Source organism: Bradyrhizobium nivariense, from assembly GCF_029846695.2.
Taxonomy (GTDB): domain Bacteria; phylum Pseudomonadota; class Alphaproteobacteria; order Rhizobiales; family Xanthobacteraceae; genus Bradyrhizobium.
In genome coordinates this window covers 25,393-45,548 of the sequence record NZ_JARWCR020000036.1, presented here as the reverse complement: position 1 = coordinate 45,548, position 20,156 = coordinate 25,393, and the positions used below count along the sequence as shown (strand labels likewise).

14 protein-coding genes are annotated in these 20,156 nt (G+C 64.8%); 7 read left to right on the top strand and 7 right to left on the bottom strand.

The genetic code is table 11. The features are described 5' to 3' along the window. Positions 1–118 precede the first annotated feature (118 nt). Together QCM77_RS26235 and QCM77_RS26230 are read right to left on the bottom strand one after the other, a co-directional pair. Positions 119–2,566: an adenylate/guanylate cyclase domain-containing protein gene (locus QCM77_RS26235; protein WP_279685490.1), complete on the bottom strand. Its 2,448-nt coding sequence runs from the start codon at positions 2,564–2,566 to the stop codon at positions 119–121. A 249-nt stretch (positions 2,567–2,815) separates the two neighbouring features. Further along, positions 2,816–4,930 (bottom strand): AsmA family protein, encoded by a 2,115-nt coding sequence (locus tag QCM77_RS26230; protein WP_279685488.1) that lies wholly within the window; start codon positions 4,928–4,930, stop codon positions 2,816–2,818. A gap of 248 nt (positions 4,931–5,178) precedes the next feature. On the opposite strand from QCM77_RS26230, the gene QCM77_RS26225 reads away from it, so the two are divergent. Further along, the gene (locus QCM77_RS26225; protein WP_279685487.1) at positions 5,179–5,853 is read left to right on the top strand and encodes a Crp/Fnr family transcriptional regulator; all 675 of its coding nucleotides are present in this window, start codon (positions 5,179–5,181) and stop codon (positions 5,851–5,853) included. Between the two features lie 95 nt (positions 5,854–5,948). On the opposite strand, the gene QCM77_RS26220 is transcribed toward QCM77_RS26225, so the two are convergent. The 4 genes from QCM77_RS26220 to QCM77_RS26205 form a co-directional block, all read right to left on the bottom strand. Beyond that, positions 5,949–9,098 (bottom strand): efflux RND transporter permease subunit, encoded by a 3,150-nt coding sequence (locus QCM77_RS26220; protein ID WP_279666969.1) that lies wholly within the window; start codon positions 9,096–9,098, stop codon positions 5,949–5,951. After that, a complete protein-coding gene (locus QCM77_RS26215; protein WP_279685486.1) occupies positions 9,098–10,027 on the bottom strand; it encodes an efflux RND transporter periplasmic adaptor subunit in 930 nt (309 codons plus the stop codon). Before QCM77_RS26215 ends, QCM77_RS26220 begins: the two co-directional genes overlap by 1 nt. Positions 10,028–10,179: 152 nt before the next feature. Next, positions 10,180–10,851 (bottom strand): OmpA family protein, encoded by a 672-nt coding sequence (locus QCM77_RS26210; protein WP_279666971.1) that lies wholly within the window; start codon positions 10,849–10,851, stop codon positions 10,180–10,182. Between the two features lie 143 nt (positions 10,852–10,994). Next, positions 10,995–12,485 (bottom strand): caspase family protein, encoded by a 1,491-nt coding sequence (locus QCM77_RS26205; RefSeq protein ID WP_279666972.1) that lies wholly within the window; start codon positions 12,483–12,485, stop codon positions 10,995–10,997. Positions 12,486–12,877: 392 nt separating this feature from the next. On the opposite strand from QCM77_RS26205, the gene QCM77_RS26200 reads away from it, so the two are divergent. Then, positions 12,878–13,684 (top strand): N-acyl homoserine lactonase family protein, encoded by an 807-nt coding sequence (locus QCM77_RS26200; RefSeq protein WP_279666973.1) that lies wholly within the window; start codon positions 12,878–12,880, stop codon positions 13,682–13,684. 143 nt (positions 13,685–13,827) lie between these two features. Here the strand turns inward: QCM77_RS26200 and QCM77_RS26195 are convergent, their stop codons facing one another. Next, a complete protein-coding gene (locus QCM77_RS26195) occupies positions 13,828–14,370 on the bottom strand; it encodes a MarR family winged helix-turn-helix transcriptional regulator (RefSeq protein ID WP_279666974.1) in 543 nt (180 codons plus the stop codon). A 110-nt stretch (positions 14,371–14,480) separates the two neighbouring features. Between QCM77_RS26195 and QCM77_RS26190 the strand changes: the two genes are divergently transcribed. The 5 genes from QCM77_RS26190 (at position 14,481) to fahA (ending at position 20,143) form a co-directional block, all read left to right on the top strand. Continuing rightward, the gene (locus QCM77_RS26190; RefSeq protein WP_279685485.1) at positions 14,481–16,124 is read left to right on the top strand and encodes an FAD-dependent oxidoreductase; all 1,644 of its coding nucleotides are present in this window, start codon (positions 14,481–14,483) and stop codon (positions 16,122–16,124) included. Positions 16,125–16,146: 22 nt separating this feature from the next. Further along, positions 16,147–16,371 (top strand): DUF2783 domain-containing protein, encoded by a 225-nt coding sequence (locus QCM77_RS26185; protein ID WP_279685483.1) that lies wholly within the window; start codon positions 16,147–16,149, stop codon positions 16,369–16,371. 22 nt (positions 16,372–16,393) lie between these two features. After that, positions 16,394–17,350 (top strand): MBL fold metallo-hydrolase, encoded by a 957-nt coding sequence (locus tag QCM77_RS26180; protein WP_279685482.1) that lies wholly within the window; start codon positions 16,394–16,396, stop codon positions 17,348–17,350. A 2-nt stretch (positions 17,351–17,352) separates the two neighbouring features. Continuing rightward, entirely contained in the window at positions 17,353–18,699 is a 1,347-nt protein-coding gene (hmgA, locus tag QCM77_RS26175; RefSeq protein WP_279685480.1) for a homogentisate 1,2-dioxygenase, read from the top strand. A 175-nt stretch (positions 18,700–18,874) separates the two neighbouring features. Continuing rightward, positions 18,875–20,143 carry a fumarylacetoacetase gene (gene fahA, locus QCM77_RS26170; protein WP_279685479.1) on the top strand — a complete coding sequence of 423 codons (1,269 nt, stop codon included), beginning with the start codon at positions 18,875–18,877 and terminating at the stop codon, positions 20,141–20,143. The last annotated feature ends 13 nt before the right edge of the window (positions 20,144–20,156 follow it).

The window sequence follows — 20,156 nt, the reverse complement described above, 5'->3', positions numbered from 1 at the left end:
GTCCAGCCGGTGTTTTGCCGGACGTGTCAAAGCGGCTTCGTAGCGTGCCGCGCAAGTCATTGATTCCACAGCCCCCGGCTACTGTGCATGGGGTTGTTTTCGCATTTTTTTGTTTTGGCTACCCTCGCCGCCTTGCCGCCGCGGCATCCACCACGTTCTCCACCTCCTCGCGCCACGACAAGATCTCCATCGCGAGCACGGGGTGGTTAAAACCCTTGAGCTGGAGATCATCGAGCGCGCCGGCTTCGACCCAGGGCTCGACGATGCCGTAGACGCGGCGGCTGACCACGATCTGGTTGGCCTTGGCCTCGCCGCAGAGGCGGGAGGCGAGGTTGGTGACGCTGCCGATCGCGGCATATTCCAGCCGCTGCTCGAAGCCGACCTGGCCGAGCGTTGCATAGCCGAGCGCAACGCCGATGCCGAAGCCGAGGCTGTGGCCGCGGTTGCGCCAGCGCTCGGTCAGCGGGCCGATCGTGTCGCGCATCTCCACCGCCATCTTCACGGCGCGCTTGGTGTGGTCCTCGAACTGGATCGGCGCGTTGAACAGGATCATCACGCCGTCGCCGGCATATTTGTCGAGCGTCCCCTCGTACTTGAATATCAGCGTGCCGAGCGCGGCGTGATATTCGCGCAGCACGTTCATCGCCTCTTCCGGTTCGGTCGCCTCGGTGAAGGCCGTGAAGCCACGCAGGTCGCAGAACACCACGGTCACTTCGCGGCGTTGGCTGGTGAGCAGCCCCTCGGGGCTGTCGGAGGAGGCGATCAGCTGCGCCACCTGCGGCGCCAGGAATCGCTCGAGCTTGCGGATGCGCTCGATCTCGCCGAGCTGGGTCTCGACACGCTCCTCCAGCGACTTGTTCCAGTCCTTGAGCTGCTCGGTCTGCTCGCGCAGCTTGTCGGCCTGGGCGCGGACGGTCTCGTTCGCAGCCGCGAGCTCGCGGCCCTTGTGGTCGACCTCGGTGAACAGCCGCGCATTACGCATCGCCAGCACGGCCTGGTTGGCGAAGGTGCGCATCAGGCCGATGATGCTGGCGGCGAACTCGCCGCTGGCGCGGCGCAGCACCACCAGCGAGCCGAGCGTGCCCTGCTGGTCGACCAGCGGCACCACCAGCACCGAATGGAAGCCGGCCTCGATCGCGACGTCGCGCAGCGGCTGCTCGGAGGCCTGGTCGAGATCGGCTAGCGCGATCGGCTCGCCGCTATCGGCGGCGTCGCTCAGGATGTTCGCGCCTTGCTCGATGGTGACATGCGCGCCGTCGGCGGATTTGTCGATGCCGTTGGCCTCGACCAGATTGAAGCGGCGCACCTCGGCGTCATAGCCGTAGATCAGCACCGCATCGGCATGGGTGATCTCGATCGCGCGGGCGGCGATGGTCGGCAGCACGGCGTCGAGATCGAGCGAGGCGGCGACCGCGCGGCCGACCTCTTCCAGCACTTTGAGCTCGTTGATCGACTGCGCGAGATCGCGGGTGCGCTCCTCGACCTTGGTCTCCAGGTCCGAATAGGTCTCCTGGAGCTGGCCGGCCATGCGGTTGAACTGGCCGGCCAGATCTTCCAGCTCGTCGGAGGTGTGCACGTCGATGCGGTGGCTGAAATCGCCCTCGCCGAGCTTGTGCGCGCCGTCGCGCAGCGCCGTGATCGGAATGATCATGCGGCGGGCGAGCAGCGTGCCGGCGAGGATCGCGACCAACAGGCCCATGCCGATCAGCAGCGCGATGCGCACCAGCTGGTCGCGGATCGGCATCAAGGCCTGCGTGGTCGGTTGCTCGAACAACACGCTCCAGCCGAGCTTCGGCACGGTGCTCGCGGCGCTCATCACCGAATGGCCGTTGAAATCGGTGCCGGACGTGTCGCCCTCGTGGCCAGGCGCGACCGCGGCCGCAACCTGCGGCAGCTTCGACAGGTCCTTGCCGACATCGGGCCCTTTCGAGGACGTCGCCAGCACGCGGCCGCGCGGATCGACCACATAGGCGAAGGCAGCCTTGCCGACCTGGGCGTCGGACAGGAAGTCGGAGAGAAAGCTGAGGTCGATCTCGGCCACGGTGACGCCGGCGTTGAAGCCGGAATGCGCCACCGAGATCGACATCAACGGCGTCCGGTCGGAGAACCAGGCCGGCGCGTAGCTGACGCCGCGGGCGACGGTGTCGGTGAAGCGCATGTCGCGGGAGAGGTCGGCATTGCTGCCGGTCGTGGTCGACTGGCGCGAGACGCGAAGCACCTCGCGGCCCTCGCCGTTGAGCTGGAACAGCTGGTTGACGACCGAGACCTGGTGCAGCAGCTGGGCGTAGTCGGCGCGGCGCTTCTCGAGCGTGTCCTGGCTCGCCCGCGTCACCCAGCTGATCTGGCGCTCGAGTTCGGAGATCGACTGCTCGATCCGCCGGGCGCCAGCCTGCGCCTTGTCCTCCAGACCGTCGGTCAGCGAGGTCCTGGTGGCGCGGTAGGAGATCCAGCTCTCCATCGCGCCGTTGACGGCGAGCACGAACACGACGAGGCCGACGAGGGAGACGACGTATTTGGCGAACAGGCCCTCGCGCAGAAACCGTGTCTTGTCGCTCTCTCCTGCCATCCCGATCCTCTCGCGCCGCCATCGACGCCGGCGCTACGGGCCGTACAGACCCTGCGAGCCTTCTACCACAATTTGGGCCAAGGGACTGGACAAGGGACTGCTTGACCGGTCGGTGTGGTTACCGGCTGTGGCCGCTGGGGGCAGGCGGAAGGATGGTGAATTGTCGCAGTCTCATCCGTTTGGAGGAAGCCGCGGCCGGGCGAGCCGATGTAAGGGGATGCTCTGGAGTCCAGCGCTTTGGTCCTGCAATCACCGATTAAAGAGCTGCCGCAGCACGTCGTTCATCGGCTGACTGTCCTGCTGCGCCGCCGGCGGGTCCTCCAGGGCGGGGGACGCGGGCGAGACCTGCGGCACCAGTGTGGATGTGGATGGCGCTGCCGGCAGGCTGCGGCTGCGGCCGGTGCTATTACCGGTGCCAGTACCAGTGCCGGTGCCAGTGCCGTTTCCCGCGCCACTGGAAAGCCCCTGCTGGATCAGATTGCCGATCGCCTCGCCCAAGGGACCGCCGAGCAGATTGTTCTGTCCCGGCTGCTGGGTTTGCGGATTGGCATTGCCGGCCGCATTGCCGCCACCTGGCGCGGTGGTCCCTCCGAGGCCGAGGTTGCCGCCAAGGTTACTGCCAAGACCGCCCAAAATATTGCCGAGCCCGGCACCATCAGCTCCGAACAGGCCCTTGCCCATCTCGCGCAGCTTGGCATAGGCGGCGTCCGGATTGTCCAGCATGCCGGTCATGTCAGGATAGATCCGCGGCTGCGACCAGGTGCCCTGGATCATCACGGGGATGCCGAAGCCGACCGGCTCCGAGGCGCGGCCCTGGCCTTCGGTCGTCATCACCAGCTTCGGCTCGACGCGAAAGCCCATCATCTTGGTGTCGAGTGCGATCGTGCCGGCGCCGGTCACGCGGACCAGCGGTCCGGTCAGATTGAGATCGGTGGTCACCGCCTGGCCCTTGTCGACACGGAAGGACGCCGAGAGCTGCGACAAATCCGTGCTCTGCTCCTTGCTGTTGTCCTGGTTGTCCTGCCAGCCGGACAGCGTGCCCGACGTCAGCGAGCGGATCATCTGTGCGACGTTGATGCCGCGAATGGCGCCGTCCTGGAAATTGACGAAGGCGGTGCCCTGCATGTTCGCCATCAGGGCGCGCTGGCTGGTGCCGGCACTGCGCAGCGCGAGCTTGGCCTGCAGCTTGCCGTCGATCCGGTCGAATTCGGCAAGGCCCTGGAGCAGCGGCAGCGCGCGCACGCCGGTGAGGTCGGAATGCATGGCAAAGCTCGGCGCGCCGCTGGTCGCATCCAGGATCACCTCGCCCGAGACCTGGCCGCCATAGGCGCCGAGATTGGCGGTGCCGGCCTTCAGCACGCCGCCGGCGAGTTTTGCATCGAGCGCCAGCGGAGCGAGGCGCGTATCGCCGATCACCGCCTCGTTCGCGGAGACCCTGATTTGTGCATCGACATAGTTGAGCCCGGACACGTCGATCGGCGCATCGCTCCAGGGCTGCCCGGACGCGCCTTCCGGCGATTTCGCCAGCGGAATCGCGAGCCGCTGGAAGTCGAGATCGAGCTTGACCAGAGGTTTGCTCGCGATATCGACCGAGGCCCAGCCGTTGAACGCGCCATCGCCGAGCGTGCCGTTGACGCCGTTGATCATCACGACATCGCCGCTCAGCCGCATCTCGGCACGACCTGCGAGCTGAGACTTCAGCACATCAGGCATGTCGATGGCGAAATCCACCGGGATGGTCGGCCGGTCGGCTGGCGGGGTCGGCATCGTCGCCTTGATGTCGAACTTGGTCGGATGCTCGCCGACCCGCGCGGTGCCGGTGATGTTGACCTTGCGGTCGCGACCGACAATTGCATCGGCATTGATGGCGCTGATGCGGCTCTCGACGCGATCCCGCACGCGCGCGAATGCGACCTCGCCATCTGTGACCTTGATGCGGTCGATGGCGGCGCCATCGGTATCGAGCGCGATCGGCTTCGACGCGCTGCCGGCATTCGGCAGGCGCTCACGCAGCAGCGGCTGGTAGAGCACGGGATGGGTGACGACGAGCTCGCTGATCTTCGGGCGGCCCGACCAAACGCTCGAGAGCGACATGTCGGCCTGCACGCTGTCGATGGTCAGGCGCGTGATGCCGCTGCGGTCCTTGGGGTCCTGAAGCGTGAGGTCGTTCAGCGTCACGTTCAGTGTCGGCCACAGGCTGATCCTGGTGGTGCCGTCGATCGACAGGCGATAGCCGGTCGCACTCTCGACCCGCGAGGCAATCGTCGAGGTCAGGAAGCCCGAGGGGATCCCGACCACCAGCAGGAGTGCGATCACGACGATGACGGCGGCCACCGCCGCGCCGGCGAATTTCACTGCTCTCATGTCGACTTTCCAACGACGGCCGATCGGCGTCGAATCCGGCAGATGACCGTCATTTGCACCCGTCCTTTGCGCCTGAGTTTATCCCCGGACGGGAAGCGACTCCAAGCGCGTAAAAATAGTCTGGGGGTGCTGCAAAGTTATGTGACTTGTGACACACTTCCCCGGCGCGGTTTTACGCGATCCTGATGTTGATGGTTCCAAGCGATTCGCCAAGGAAACTGGTCAAGGAAATTCACAAGGACATTGAAATGAGCAAGCAGGCCGAATTTGCGGTCATCCTGAAGATGAACGCGATGTTCGCCGATCTCGGCGCGGACGAGCTTCAGCGGCTGTCGAATCTCTGCCACACCCAGCATCTGGGGAACGGCGAGGTGCTATTCCAGAAGGGCGACGCGGGCGATGCGCTGTTCGGCGTGCGCCGAGGCCAGGTCCGTATCGAGACCGGCGTCTCCGACGGCAGCCGGCTGACGCTGAACTTCATGGGGCCGGGCGACCTGTTCGGCGAGGTCGCGGTGCTGGACGGCCAGAGCCGCACCGCGGATGCTTCCGCGGGCGAAGCCAGTGAACTATTCGTGCTGCGGCGCGAAGACTTTCTCGCTTTCCTCGAACGCGAGCCGAAGGTCGGGATCAAGATCATCGCGCTGCTGTGCCAGCGCATCCGCTGGCAGAGCGAGCGCATGGAAGAGTCCATGCTTCAGCCGCTGCCGGTCCGCCTCGCGCGGCGCCTTTGCGCGCTCGCCGCCGATTTCGGCTCGGAGGTGCACATCTCGCAGGAGCAGCTCGGCGTCTTCGTCGGGGCCGCCCGCGAGAGCGTCAACCGCCAGCTTCAGGCCTGGCGCAAGGAAGCGATCCTGGATCTCCAGCGCGGCCGCATCCTGCTGCGGAACATGACCAAGCTGACGGCGATCGCGCGGAACGAATAGGGAGGCAGTAGTCTTCGATCTTCTGAATGTCGAGGGTGGCGTTCTTGCCATTCGGAATCTGCATTTTTGTGGGCACCCTATCGCTCGCCCGGAATCTACTCCGCCGCAGGGTGCGCGATGTTCTTCGGCCCCGGCATCGCTTCGGCAGGCGCAGCGCCGTGATGACCGGCGTCCTTCGCATCTTCGCTGTGCACGACCAGCCGCTTGCCGAAGCGCCAGATCAGGGCGCCGAGATCGTCCATCACCATGAACATCGCGGGCACGAACACCAGCGACAGGATGGTCGAGAAGATCAGGCCGCCGATCACCGCGAGCGCCATCGGCGAGCGGAACTCACCGCCGGCGCCGACCGCGAGCGCGCTCGGCATCATGCCGGCGGCCATCGCGATCGTGGTCATCACGATCGGGCGGGCACGCTTCATGCCGGCGTCGATCATGGCTTCGTCGCGCGGTTTGCCGGCGTGAATGGATTCGATGGCGAATTCCACCAGCATGATCGCGTTCTTGGTGACGATGCCCATCAGCATCAGGATGCCGATCCACACCGGTGTCGTGAGCTGCTTGCCGGTGACGAGCAGGGCCGCGATCGCGCCGCCGATCGAGAGCGGCAGCGAGAACAGGATGGTGATCGGCTGCAGGAAGGTGCCGAACAGCAGCACCAGCACGGCGTAGACCATCATCAGGCCGGCCGTGATCGCGGTGGCAAAGCCGTCGGACAGTTCGTTCAGGCTTTCGGCGTCGCCGGAGGGTGACACCTTCACGCCCTTCGGCCGGCTCTTCATGACCGGAAGGTCGTAGATCTTCTTGGTGGCGTCGCCGAGCGCGGCGGAGCCGACGAGATCGGCCGCGACGGTGGCCTGTCGCTCGCGATCGTAGCGGTTGATGCTGGTCGGACCCTGGTCGAGCTTGACGTCGGCGATGACGGAGAGCGGCACGCCGCCCTTCTCGCCGTGCTCGCCGAGCGGCACGCGCAACTGCTCGAGCGTCTTCAGATTGCCGCGCGCGGCATCCTCGAGCTGCACGCGGATCGGCACCAGGCGGTCGCCAACGTCGAACTTGGCGAGCGCGGGACCGACGTCGCCGATGGTGGCGACGCGGATGGTCTGCGACAGGCTTTCGGTCGAGACGCCGAGCCGTGCGGCGAGATCGGCGCGCGGTTCGACGCGCAGCTCGGGCCGCTCCAGCGTGGTTTCCGAGATCACGTTGGAGATGGTGGGAATCCGCTTCATCTGCGTCGCGAGCTCGCTGGCGACGTTGTTGACGATGTTGGCATCGACGCCGGTCACAACCAGCGAGATGGCACGCAGGCCGTTCTCGTCGAGGAACCAGAAGCGGATGTCGGGAACGTTCTCCAGCTCCTGGCTGATCGAGAATTCGAGCTCGCGCTGGGTGATGTCGCGGCTGTCCTTGGGCGTGTAATTGATGATAAGGGCCGCACGCCGGACCTCCTGGGTCCCTGGTGGAACGCGGCCGCCGTCGACAAAGATGCTCTTGACCTCGGACCGCTTGCGCAGGCGCGCGACGATATCCTCGGTGACCTTTTCGGTGTAGGCGAGCTGTGTGCCCGGCGGCAGCTCGAGGGCCAGCAGCGAGCGCGCGCTGTCCTGCGCCGGCAGGAAGCCCTGCGGCAGCAGCGTGATGCTCCAGATCGAGGCGGCAAAGACGCCGAAGCCGACCAGCACCGTGATGAAATAGTGCTTCACCGACCAGGCCACGATCCTGTGATAGGACCGCAGCACGCGGCCGGGCGGCGGCTCTTCGTGATTGCCATGTTTGAGGAAGTAGGCAGCGAGCACCGGCGTGACGAAGCGCGCCGCGAGCAGCGAGAAGAATACCTGCACCGAGACGGTGATGCCGAACTGCTTGAAGAACTGTCCGGCGATGCCCGACATGAAGCTCGCGGGTGCGAAGATCGCGATGATCGTCAGCGAGATCGCGATCACCGCGAGGCCGATCTCGTCGGCGGCTTCGAGTGCGGCACGATAGGGCGACTTGCCCATGTTCATGTGCCTGACGATGTTCTCGATCTCGACGATGGCGTCGTCGACAAGAATACCTGTCGACAGCGTGATGGCGAGGAAGCTGACGAGGTTGAGCGAGAAGCCGAGGAGGTCCATCGCCCAGAACGCCGGGAAGATCGACAACGGCAGCGAGATCGCGGCGATGATGGTGGCGCGCAGGTCGCGCAGGAACAGCAGCACGATGACGACGGCGAGGATGGCGCCTTCGAACAGGGTCGAGATCGCCGCGTGGTAATTGCCGTTGGTATATTCGACCGAGGTGTCGATCACCTTCAGGTCGACGTCGGGATAGGTGGCCTTGAGCGCGTCGATGCGCTTCTGCACGGCCTCGGCCACCTTCACGTCGCTGGCGCCCTTGGAGCGCTTGATGCCGAGCGCGACAATCGGCTCGCCGTTGAAGCGGGCGAAGGTGCGGCGGTCTGCGATGGTGTCGGTGACGGTGCCGAGATCGTCGAGCCGGACCTCGCCGCCGCCGAAAAGCGGAATCATGGTGCCGGCGAGGTCGCTCAGCGTCTTGGCGCCCGCAAGCGTGCGGATCGCCTGGTCGTTCTTGCCGATCTCGGCGCGGCCGCCGGCGACGTCGACATTGGTGCCGCGCAGGCTCTGGCTGACATTGACGGCAGTCAGCCCCATCGCCTGCAGGCGATCGGGATCGAGCGAGACCAGGATCTCGCGCTCGACACCACCGATGCGCTCGACCTGGGCGACGCCGCGCACGCCCTGCAGCGCGCGCTTGACCACGTCGTCGACGAAATAGGAGAGCTGTTCCGGCGTTTTGCCGGGGGAGATCGCGGCGTAGGTGACGATCGGCAGACCGATGACGTCGACGCGCTGGATCAGGGGTTCGGTGACGTTTTGCGGCAGGTTGGAACGTACGCGCGTCACCGCGTCCTTGACGTCGTTGAGCGCACGGTCGGTGTTTGTTTCCAGCGCGAACTGGATGGTGGTCACCGACAGGCCGTCGGTGATCTGCGAGGTGATGTGCCTGACGCCTTCGACACCGGAGACGGCGTCTTCAACCGTCTTGGTGACCTGGGATTCGAGCTCGGCGGGTGCCGCGCCGAACTGCGATACCGCGACCGAGATCACGGGAATGTCGGCCGAGGGTAGCCGCGTCACCGCGAGCTTGGTGAAGGACACCCAGCCGAGGATCAGGAGGATGATGGAGAAAACGACCGACGGCAGCGGATTGCGGATCGACCATGCCGAGATATTGAGAGCCATCAGCGTACCCGCGTGCGATCGAGTTCATCGGCGAACATGGTCTTGATCTGGTCGCCGTCATGCAGCGAAGAGCCGGCGTCGGCGACGACGATTTCGCCGACGTCGAGGCCCTCCAGGATTTCCGTGGCGCTCTCGGACGACAGCCCGACCCGTACCTTGCGCGTCTCGACAATGTTGCCCTTGACGACCTGCACGGTGAGATGGTCGATCGCGGTCTTGGGAACCGCGACGCCGCAGCTTCGCTTGGCGTCGATCGAGGCGCGGGCGAACACGCCGACTTTCAGCGAGGGATTGTTGGTGACGCTGATGCGAACGCGGCCGAGTTGGGTGGCGCGATCGATTTCGGGCGCGACCAACCTGACCCGCCCGATCAAATCGGGCGCGTCGTCGCGGCTGATGCGCACGGTCGCGCCGGAGCTGAGCTTGGGCATGTGCACCGCCGGGACCTGCGCGTCGAGCTCGATCTCGTTGTTGACGGCGATGCGGAACATCGGGCCGGCCTGCGGCGAGGCCGGCGCGCCGACGATGGTGCGGACCTCGGTGACGAGGCCCGGCGCAGGGGCCTTCAGCGAGACCGGGCCTTGCGGGCCGGGCCGCTGCGGCTGGCCCGGGATCTGGGGCGGCGCGGTCAGGCGCGCCAGCTCCTGATTATCGGTGACAAGGGTGCCCTCGGTGACGAAGAGGTCGGTGACCCTGGACCCCTCCTGGTCGGCGAGGACCACGGCTTCGCGGCGCGGCACGAAGAAGCCGGTCACCCGGACCAGGTCGGAAAAGCAGGCATTGGTCGACTTCGTCACGATGACCAGCGCCTCGCTCGGCGTTTCCTTGGCCTCGGGGCGATGCCGGTGCTCGAACAGATAATAGCCGACGCCGAGCGCAACGACGAAGACCACCGTTCCGGCCGGCTTGAGATATTCGGAGAGGTTCATCGCCGGATCGTCCTGGCCTGGCTCACGGCCATCCGCACGCGGCCCATGGAGAGCATTTCCCTGAAACAAAGCAGCGTCCCGCAAGGCTGCGGGACGCGCTCTGGAAGCGAGACTTTACACCACATCACGACTTGTCACTTCATACGTCGTGGTCACTTCGATGCGGTGGTCTTGTTTTCCATGTTGACGACCTGCACGCGACGATTGACCTCCGCCATCGGCTGGCCCGGGTCCTTCAGCTTGCTCTTGCCGTAGCCGACGGTGACGAGGTCGGTCGCGGAGATGCTGTACTTGTCGACCAGATAGCGCTTGATCGAATCTGCGCGGCGCTCCGACAGGTCCTGGTTGTAGGCCTCGCCGCCGGCAGCGTCAGTGTGGCCGGCGACCACGAAGGTCGAGCCTTTCAGGTCAGGGCTGGTCAGCGCACGGCCGAGCGCCTGTACCGAGGTGAGCGATTTGGCGCTGATATTGGCGGAGTTGTAGTCGAACGTGATTTCCAGATCGATATTCGGCTTGTCCATGGCCACCGACGCGATTTCTTCACGCTCGGTCGACGAAAGCGAGCGCGTCGAGCGGCCGCGCACGGACTGGATCAGCTTGGTCTCCGACGCACTCGGCGCGGGATCGGCCTGCGGAGCGATCGAGAGGCCGCGGGTCAGCGGCTTTTTCGGCGGCGGCGCCAGCGCGCGGACGATCTCGTCCTCGGTGACGTTCTTGCTGTTGCCGTCGTCGCCCGCGAATGCCAGCGGGATCGTCAGCGACAGCGCGGCGCCGACGGTGATGATGGACAGGATTGCGGTAAGTCCCTTTGCAGCCAATCTCATAGCCAGTCCCTCCTGCGCAGCCAGCTGGCGCGATTCCAAAATCCTGCAATAAGCCCCCCGAAAGGCGGCCTGCGGCATCCGTTCGATTAGTCTTCGCCGGGCCGTCGAGGGTTCGAGGCGCATCGGCCCCGATTCAAAAAATATCAACGCACTCCGTAGCTTGCGAATTCCTGAACAATGTTCGGATCCATCGCCTTGGCATTGGCGATGTCGAGCGCGCCTTCCTGGGCCGAGCCGTTGCGCTGCTTGGCGATCCCGCGTCCGAACAGCGAGGAGGTCAGGCGCGGATTGATCCTCAGGGCCGCGTCGAAATCGGCGATGGCGTTCTTGGCCGCTCCCGATTTCAAATTGACGAGCCCCCGGCTGTCCAGTGCATCGACGAAGTTCGGCCGCAGCCGCAGGGCCTCGTTGCAATCCTTCAGCGCGCCCTGGAGGTCGCCGACCACGGTGCGGGTCCAGCAGCGGTTGTTCAGCGCCTCGACGTCTTTCGGGTTGATCCGGAGCGACTCGTCAAAATCCTTGATGGCCAGATTGTAGGCGCCCTTGCTGGCATAGACCTGGCCGCGCCGGTAGAGCGCGTTCACGTCGTCCGGATTGGCGGCGATCTTGGCCGTCAGGCCCTTGATAGTGGGATCCTCCGCCAGGGCGGCCGCGCTCGGCCCGCTATCCAAGCTCGGAGCGATGACGGGATCGGCCGGTTTCACCGGCGGTGGCGGTGGCGGCAAGGCGGCGTCGACCTGCGGCTTCGGTGACGGAGCAGCCGCCGTGTCGGCCGGTTTCGTTGGCGGAGGCGGCGATGGTGCGGGCGGAGCCGGCGGCGGGTTGTTGGCGACGACCGGCGGCGGAGCGGGAGGCGGCGGCGTTGTCGGACGCGACCCGCCGGCCCCCGGAATGAACGAGAAATCTTCGGCCAGTGAAGAGGATATCCACGGCACCTGCTCGCTCCGCGAGGCGCGGGTGACGCCCATCTTGGTGCGGTTCAGCGTCTCCTCGGCCATCAGGTCGGGCACGCGGATTTCCTTGAGGAGTTCCTGGACGAACAGGCTGTGCTCGCCGCCGGCATCCGACACCACCGAGGCCAGCGCCGCCGAATACATCACCAGCGTGCCGTTCGGCGCGATGACCGGGGTGAGGCCGGCCGAGAAACTGCGGAACCGGCGCTCGAACGGGTTGCGCCTGGAGGCATCGATTAGCGCGATCTTGACGCCGGCGCCGCGGGTGTTGAGCTCGCCGAGCACGGTTTCGAGGCTGATGCCGTCGCGGCGCACGTCGGATTCGGTCCAGATCTGCGCGTCGATCGGCAGCAGGTAGCTTTGCCGCGCCGACTGGATGCCGAAGCCGCTGAAGAACACCAGTGCCACCGACCCCGGCTTGATCTTGCCGTACAGCTTGTCGAAGGCGCGGCGCATGCCGTCTCCGGTCAGGTTCTCACCGGTTTCGACGGAAAAACCGTCGCGCTTGAGCTCGTCGGCGACGTCGCGCGCGTCGTTGAGCGGTTCCTTCAGCGGGGCGTCGGCGTCCGGATATTTGGCGTTGCCGATGACCAGCGCAAAGCGATCGCCGGCCGCAAGCGACGGAGCGGTCGGGATCAGCGCGACGAGCAAGGGCAGAAGGAAAAGGAAGCGAATTTTCATAATCAGCGCGGTCCAGCCAAAAAGGCGCCGTTTCCAGCTTGCGCCGCGGCGACCTTAACTTACGCAATGTGCATTATCAAACCGGGGAACGAGGGCGTCAACCGCTTGCAGATTCGGCGCTATCGCGACAATTGACCGCGACGCATGGGCACGTTGCGAGGGGAATAAACGGGTGGTCACGATTGTACGCGATCCATTGTGGTTGACATTGTGGCTCCATGTTAGGGCAGTCCTGATGTTAGGGCAGTCCTGGCGACAGAAATGTGATTGGTCTCACATTGCAGGCCGGCGCCCTTCGCGGCCTCTGGTGTTTGACCTTTGCGGCGGACAATGGCTTGGTGCGATCGATCGCTCCTGAAGGTCCACCCAGAAAAAAGAGCAAGATCAAAATCATGGGAAACGCCTACGAAATCTACGCACTGCGCTATGCGACGATGTCGCCCCGCACCCCCAATATGAATTTCCTGGCGCCCGATCCGCATGACAGCGCGGCGCAGGATCTCGACTATTTCGTCTGGCTGATCCGCGGCGGCGGCCGCGACATCCTGGTCGATACCGGCTTCAATGCCGAGGAGGCGGGCTTGCGAGCACGCAAGCTGACGCTCAATCCGGTCGATGCGCTGGAGCGCTTTGGTGTCGCGGCGCCAGCGATTCGCGACATCATCGTGACACATCTGCATTATGACCACGCCGGCAATCTCGACCGCTTCCCCAGCGCGCGCTTCCATCTCCAGGAGCGCGAGATGGCTTACGCGACGGGGCGCTGCATGTGCAACGGACTGCTGCGACATCCGTTCTCGGTCGAGCACGTCACGCAGATGGTCCGCCATGTCTATGGCGAACGCGTCAATTTCTATTCCGGCGACGGCGAAGTCGCGCCCGGCGTCACCGTGCACCGCGTCGGCGGCCATTCGGACGGCTTGCAGGTGGTGAGGGTCGAGACCGCCCGCGGACCGGTGGTGCTCGCCTCCGACGCCGCGCATTATTACGCCAATCTCCAGCGCCGGAGCCCATTCCCGATCGTCTACAATGTCGGCGACATGGCGGTTGGCTGGGAGACGATCGAGCGTCTCGCCGGCCATCCTGACCGGTTCATTCCCGGGCATGATCCGATCGTGACCGAGATCTATCCGCGCGCCAGCGACAAGGTCGATGCCTGGGCGCTGCATTTGCCGCCGTCGCGGTCGTTTGCCAAATGACTGCTTGCCGATCCTCATGGTGAGGAGGCGCAAAGCGCCGTCTCGAACCATGCAGGCCCAGCTGTCGCAGCTCGGTCTTCATCCTTCGAGACGCGCGCGAAGAGCGCGCTCCTCAGGATGAGGGTCTGGCGTCACGCGAGGTGTCAATACGCCTGCTTGGCGTCGGCCTCCTCGCTGGTCTGGATCAGGTCGAGGCTCTGTTCGATCTTGCCGAGCAGCGTCGATAGCTGCTTGCGCTCCTGCGCGGTGAGGCAGGCGAGGATCTCGTCTTCCCGCCGCAGCAATTGCGGAAACAGCTCCTCGTAGAGCGTGCGGCCCTTCTTTGTCAGCTGCAGGCGGAATTCGCGGCGATCAGCTTCGTTCTCGACGCGCTCGATCAACCCCTGCTGCAGCAGCATGGTCACCGCGCGGCTGATGGTGGATTTGTGCGTGCGGGTGCATTGCGCGACGTACTGCGCGCTGCAGGCATCGTTGCGGAAGCCGAGCGTCGCGATCACGCGCCAGGCCGGGATGTCGAGGCCGTGACGTTCCTGATATTCGACCGAAAGCGCGGCACTGACTTCCGCCGCGAGCCGGTTGAGGCGGAACGGCACGAACTTGAACAGGTCGAGCCGCGTTTTTGGCAGCGGTAAAGCCTCGTCGGCCACCCGTGTCTTCAGCGCGATGTCGCTGGATGTCCTTGCCAAGGAGAGCGCTCCGAATTCCAGTTGACGGCCGGCCGGCACCGGTCCAAAATAGTTGCACGTGAGACTATCTAGCAGATCAGTCCTCTCCTGACCAGAGCCGAGGTTAGCGCATGGCGCAAGCCAAGACCCACCAGGCCAAGACCCACCAGGCCAAGACCCAGTTCGGCTATCGCCGCCACCCCGATCAGGACCGTCCCGGCCAAGGCCCTGCCGAGCATCCGGTGGTGGTCGTTGGTGCTGGCCCGGTCGGGCTGTCGCTGGCGATCGACCTCGCCCAGCGCGGCCAGCGCGTCGTCCTTCTGGATGACGCCGACCGCATCGGCGATGGCTCGCGCGCGATCTGCTTCTCCAAGCGTTCGCTGGAATATTGGGACCGGCTCGGCGTCGGCGACCGCATGGTCGACAAGGGCGTGGTCTGGAGCGTCGGCCGCATTTTTCACGGCGAGTCCCAGCTCTATCAGTTCAACCTGTTGCCCGAAGACGGCCACAAGCGGCCCGCCTTCATCAACCTTCAGCAATATTACGCCGAGGCCTACCTGGTCGATCGCGTGCAGGATCTTCCGGGCATCGATCTGCGTTGGTGCAACAAGGTGACGGCGCTGGAGAGCCGCAACGATTCCGTCGCGCTGACGATTGAGACCCCCGAGGGCGCCTATCGCCTTCACGCGCAATACGTCATCGCCTGTGACGGTGCGCGGTCCTCGCTGCGGCAGATGGTCGGCGCCGACTTCGTCGGCCAGGTGTTCGAGGACCAGTTTTTGATCGCGGACGTCAAGATGACCGCGGAATTCCCGACGGAGCGCTGGTTCTGGTTCGATCCGCCGTTCCACGCCGGCCGCTCCGCGCTGTTGCACCGGCAGCCCGACGATATCTGGCGCATCGACCTCCAGCTCAGCCGCGACGCCGATCCCATCGTCGAGAAGAAGCCTGAGAACGTGCGGTCGCGGATCGCGCGCATGCTCGGCCACGACAAGTTCGAGTTCGAGTGGATATCGCTCTACAAATTCCAGTGCCGGCGGATGGATCGCTTCATCCACGGCCGCGTGATCTTCGCGGGAGACTCCGCGCACCAGGTCTCGCCCTTCGGCGCGCGCGGTGCCAATTCCGGGCTCGAGGACGCCGAAAACCTCTCCTGGAAGCTCGATCGCGTGCTGCGCGGCGCCTCACCCGCGAGCCTGCTCGAGAGCTATCATGTCGAGCGCAGCATGGCGGCGGACGAGAATATCCGCGAGTCCACGCGCTCGACCGATTTCATGGCGCCGAACTCGCATCAGGAAGCGCGGCTGCGCAAGGCGGTGCTGTCGCTGGCGAAAGAGACCGAGTTTGGCAAGCGCATGGCCAATGGGGGACGCCTGTCGGTGCCGTGCACCTACGACTCGCCGCTGTCGTCGGCCGATGTCGACATGTGGGGCACTGGGCCGCGGCCCGGCTGTTCGATGCCTGATGCCCCCGTTGCAACGCGCGCAGGTGAGCAGATTTATCTGACGGATGCATTCCGCGAGGATGGAACGGACTTCACATTACTATCGTTTGGCAATGGCGCGGTGATCGATGCGCCCGATGGCGTGAAGGATATCCGCATCGGTGGCGAGGGCGGATTCGCCGATCCGGAGGGTTTTGCCGCGAAGCGCTACGACGGGGAGCCCGGCTCAGCCTATCTGGTCAGACCCGACGGCTACGTGGCGGCCCGCTTCCGTCATCCGACGCGCGCGGCGATCGCGGCGGCGCTGTCACGCGCTCAAGGCTTGAATTGAATGGCTTGAATTGAGGTCTCGCATGCCGCTCTCCACCAGCTCCAACTTCGCGCGGCCGGACGACGCCTTTCGCGCTGTCGTCGAGGCGCATCGTGGCTTCACCGACGAGCAAAGCGCCGATTTCGACGCGGCGCTGGTGCTGATCCTCGCAAACCATATCGGCGATATCGACGTGCTGCGCGAGGCGATCGGGCTCGCCAAGCGCCGCATGATCGACGGCCAGCAACAACAACAGCAACAACAATAACCCAAGACTTAAGGATGAACTGATGGCGAAGAACTTCGCATCCACCGGCGATCTCTCCGAGAAGAAGATCACCTTCTCCGAGATTGGCACCGATCTCTACGCCTTCACCGCGGAGGGCGATCCGAACACCGCGATCATCGTCGGCGACGACGGCTGCCTGGTATTCGACGCGCAGTCGACGCCGGCGATGGCCAACAAGGTGATCGAGCGCGTCCGTACCGTCACCGACAAGCCGATCAAATATGTCGTGCTGTCGCATTATCACGCCGTGCGCGTGCTCGGCGCCTCCGCCTACAAGGCGCAGGGCATTGTCGCCTCGCAGGAGACCTATCGGCTGATCGAGGAGCGTGGCCAGCAGGATTGGGATTCCGAGTATGGCCGCTTCCCCCGCCTGTTCCAGGACGCCTCGAGCATTCCCGGCCTGACCTGGCCCACGTTGACCTTCGAAGGCGAAATGTCGATCTATCTCGGCAAGCGCGAGGTGCGCCTGATGCAGCTTGGTGCCGGCCATACCTCCGGCGACATCGTCGCCTGGGTGCCCGATGCCGAGGTGATGTTCTCCGGCGATCTGATCGAATACCACTCGGCCTGCTATTGTGGCGACGCGCACTTGCGCGAATGGCCGCTGACGCTGAACGAAATCCGCAACTTCAATCCCAAGGCGATCGCGCCGGGCCGCGGCGACGCGCTGAAGGGTCTCGCCACGGTGCGCGAAGCCATCGCGATGACGCGCGACTTCGTCACCTCGCTCTATGGCGCCGCCGAAATCTCGGTCGCCAAGGGCCGCACGCTGAAGGAATCGATGGCCGCGACGCGCGAGGTCATGGATCCGAAATTTTCAAGCTTCGCCATCTACGAGCATTGTCTGCCGTTCAACGTGTCGCGCGCCTTCGATGAAGCCTCGGGAATCGACGACCCCGTGATCTGGACCGACAAGCGCGACCAGGAGATGTGGGCCGCCCTGCAAGGAGGAGGATAGTCATGAACATCAATACTTCGCCCGATCAGATCGTTCGCAGCACCGCCCAGGTCACACCGGGCTACATGTCCGGTTTCGGCAACAGTTTTGAGACCGAGGCGCTACCGGGCGCGCTGCCCATCGGGCGCAATTCGCCGCAGCGTTGCGCCTATGGCCTCTATGCCGAGCAGCTTTCCGGCTCTCCCTTCACGGCGCCGCGCGGCACCAATGAGCGCTCCTGGCTCTATCGCATTCGCCCGTCGGTGAAACATTCGGGTCGTTTCGAGAAGGCCGACGACGGCCTGTGGCGTTCGGCGCCGTGCCATGAACACGATCTGCCGATCGCGCAGTTGCGCTGGGATCCGGCGCCGATCCCGAAGGAGGACATGACTTTCCTTCAGGGCGTGCAGACCATGACGACAGCCGGCGACGTCAATACGCAGGCCGGCATGGCCGCGCATATCTATCTCATCACCAAATCGATGGTGGATCAGCACTTCTACAATGCCGACGGCGAGCTGATGTTCGTGCTGCAGCAGGGCAATCTTCGCATCGTCACCGAGTTCGGCCGCATCGACGCTGAGCCCGGCGAGATCGTGGTGATCCCGCGCGGCGTCAAATTCCGCGTCGAGATTCCGAACGGGCCGGCGCGCGGCTATCTCTGCGAAAACTACGGCGGCGCCTTCACGCTGCCGGAGCGCGGGCCGATCGGCGCCAACTGCCTCGCCAATTCCCGCGACTTCCTCACCCCGGTTGCGAACTACGAGGACAAGGACACGCCGACCGAGCTGTTCGTGAAATGGGGCGGGTCGTTGTTCAAGACGCAGCTCGCCCATTCGCCGATCGACGTCGTCGCCTGGCACGGCAATTACGCGCCGTACAAATATGATCTGCGTACCTTCTCGCCGGTGGGCGCGATCGGCTTCGATCATCCGGATCCCTCGATCTTCACCGTGCTGACGTCGCCATCGGAGACCACGGGCACGGCGAATATCGACTTCGTGATCTTCCCCGAGCGCTGGATGGTCGCCGACAACACCTTCCGCCCGCCCTGGTACCACATGAACATCATGAGCGAGTTCATGGGCCTGATCTACGGCGTCTACGACGCCAAGCCACAAGGCTTTGTTCCGGGCGGCATCAGCTTGCACAATTGCATGCTGCCGCACGGCCCCGACCGCGACGCCTTCGAGCACGCCAGCAATGGCGAGCTGAAGCCGGTGAAGCTGACCGGTACCATGGCCTTCATGTTCGAGACCCGCTATCCGCAGCGCGTCACCGCGCACGCCGCGAATTCTGCGACGTTGCAGGACGACTACGCGGATTGCTGGAAGGGCCTGGAAAAGCGGTTCGATCCGAACAGGCCGTAACGTTCTTCCCCTCTCCCCTTGTGGGAGAGGGTGGCTCGCCGCGTAGCGGCGAGACGGGTGAGGGGTGTGTCTCCGCGAACAGGCCTCTCTCATTTCGACTCGCGGATAGAACCCCTCATCCGGCGCTTCGCGCCACCTTCTCCCGCAAGGGGAGAAGGAAAAAGGACCGGCGAAAGTGACAACCCACCCCAACGATCCCAGCCTCCGCTCCTTCATCGAAATCGATCCCGCCTCCGACTTCCCGATCCAGAACCTGCCCTACGGCGTGTTCTCGACGGCTAAGACGAGTCCACGCCTCGGAGTCGCCATTGGCGACTTCGTGCTCGACCTCTGGGAATTGGAGCAGGAGGGGCTGATCAGCGTCGGGGATCCCGGCGTCTTTGCCGTCGGTCTCAACGCGCTGATGCATAAGGGGCCGCAGGTCTGGTCTCGGACGCATGCACGCATTTCCGAGTTGCTCCGCCATGACAATCCGGAGCTGCGCGACAACAAGCAATTACGTGACCAGGTGCTGATCCCGCGGGCAAGCGTGACGATGCACATGCCCTTCACCGTCTTCGGCTACACCGATTTCTATTCCTCCAAGGAACACGCCACCAATGTCGGCGTCATGTTCCGCGGCAAGGACAATGCGCTGCAGCCGAACTGGCTCCATATGCCGATCGGCTACAACGGCCGTGCCTCGACTGTCGTGGTCTCCGGCACGAAGGTGAAGCGGCCGCGCGGGCAGCTCAAGCTGCCGAATGTCGAGGTGCCGAGCTTCGCGCCATGCAAGCGGCTCGATTTCGAGCTGGAGATGGGCGTCGTGGTCGGCCAGCCCTCGCCGATGGGCGGCATGCTCACGGAGAGCCAGGCCGAGGAGATGATTTTCGGCTTCGTGCTGCTCAACGACTGGAGCGCGCGCGATATCCAGCAATGGGAGTATGTGCCGCTCGGTCCGTTCCTCGCCAAGGCGTTCGCGACCTCGATCAGTCCGTGGGTGGTGACGCGTGAGGCGCTGGAGCCGTTCCGGCTGAAAGGGCCGGAGCAGGAGCCGGTGCCGCTCGATTACCTCAAGCAGGGCAAGCCGCAGAACTACGATCTCGAGCTCGACGTCTCCCTGCGCGCCGCCGGCGCGAATGCGCCTGCCGGCATCAGCCGCACCAATTTCAAGTACATGTACTGGTCGTCGGTACAGCAGCTGATGCACCATGCCTCCTCCGGCTGCGCCATGAATGTCGGCGATCTCCTGGGAAGCGGCACCATCTCCGGCCCGGAGAAGAACCAGCGCGGCAGCCTTCTGGAGATCAGCTGGAACGGGAGCGAGCCGGTCGAATTGCCCGGCGGCACCAAGCGGTCGTTCCTGGAGGATGGCGACAGCCTCGTCATGCGCGGCTGGTGCCAGGGCAGCGGCTATCGCGTCGGTTTTGGCGAGGTCGAGGGGACGATTCTGGCGGCGGAGTGATATGCGCCAATCA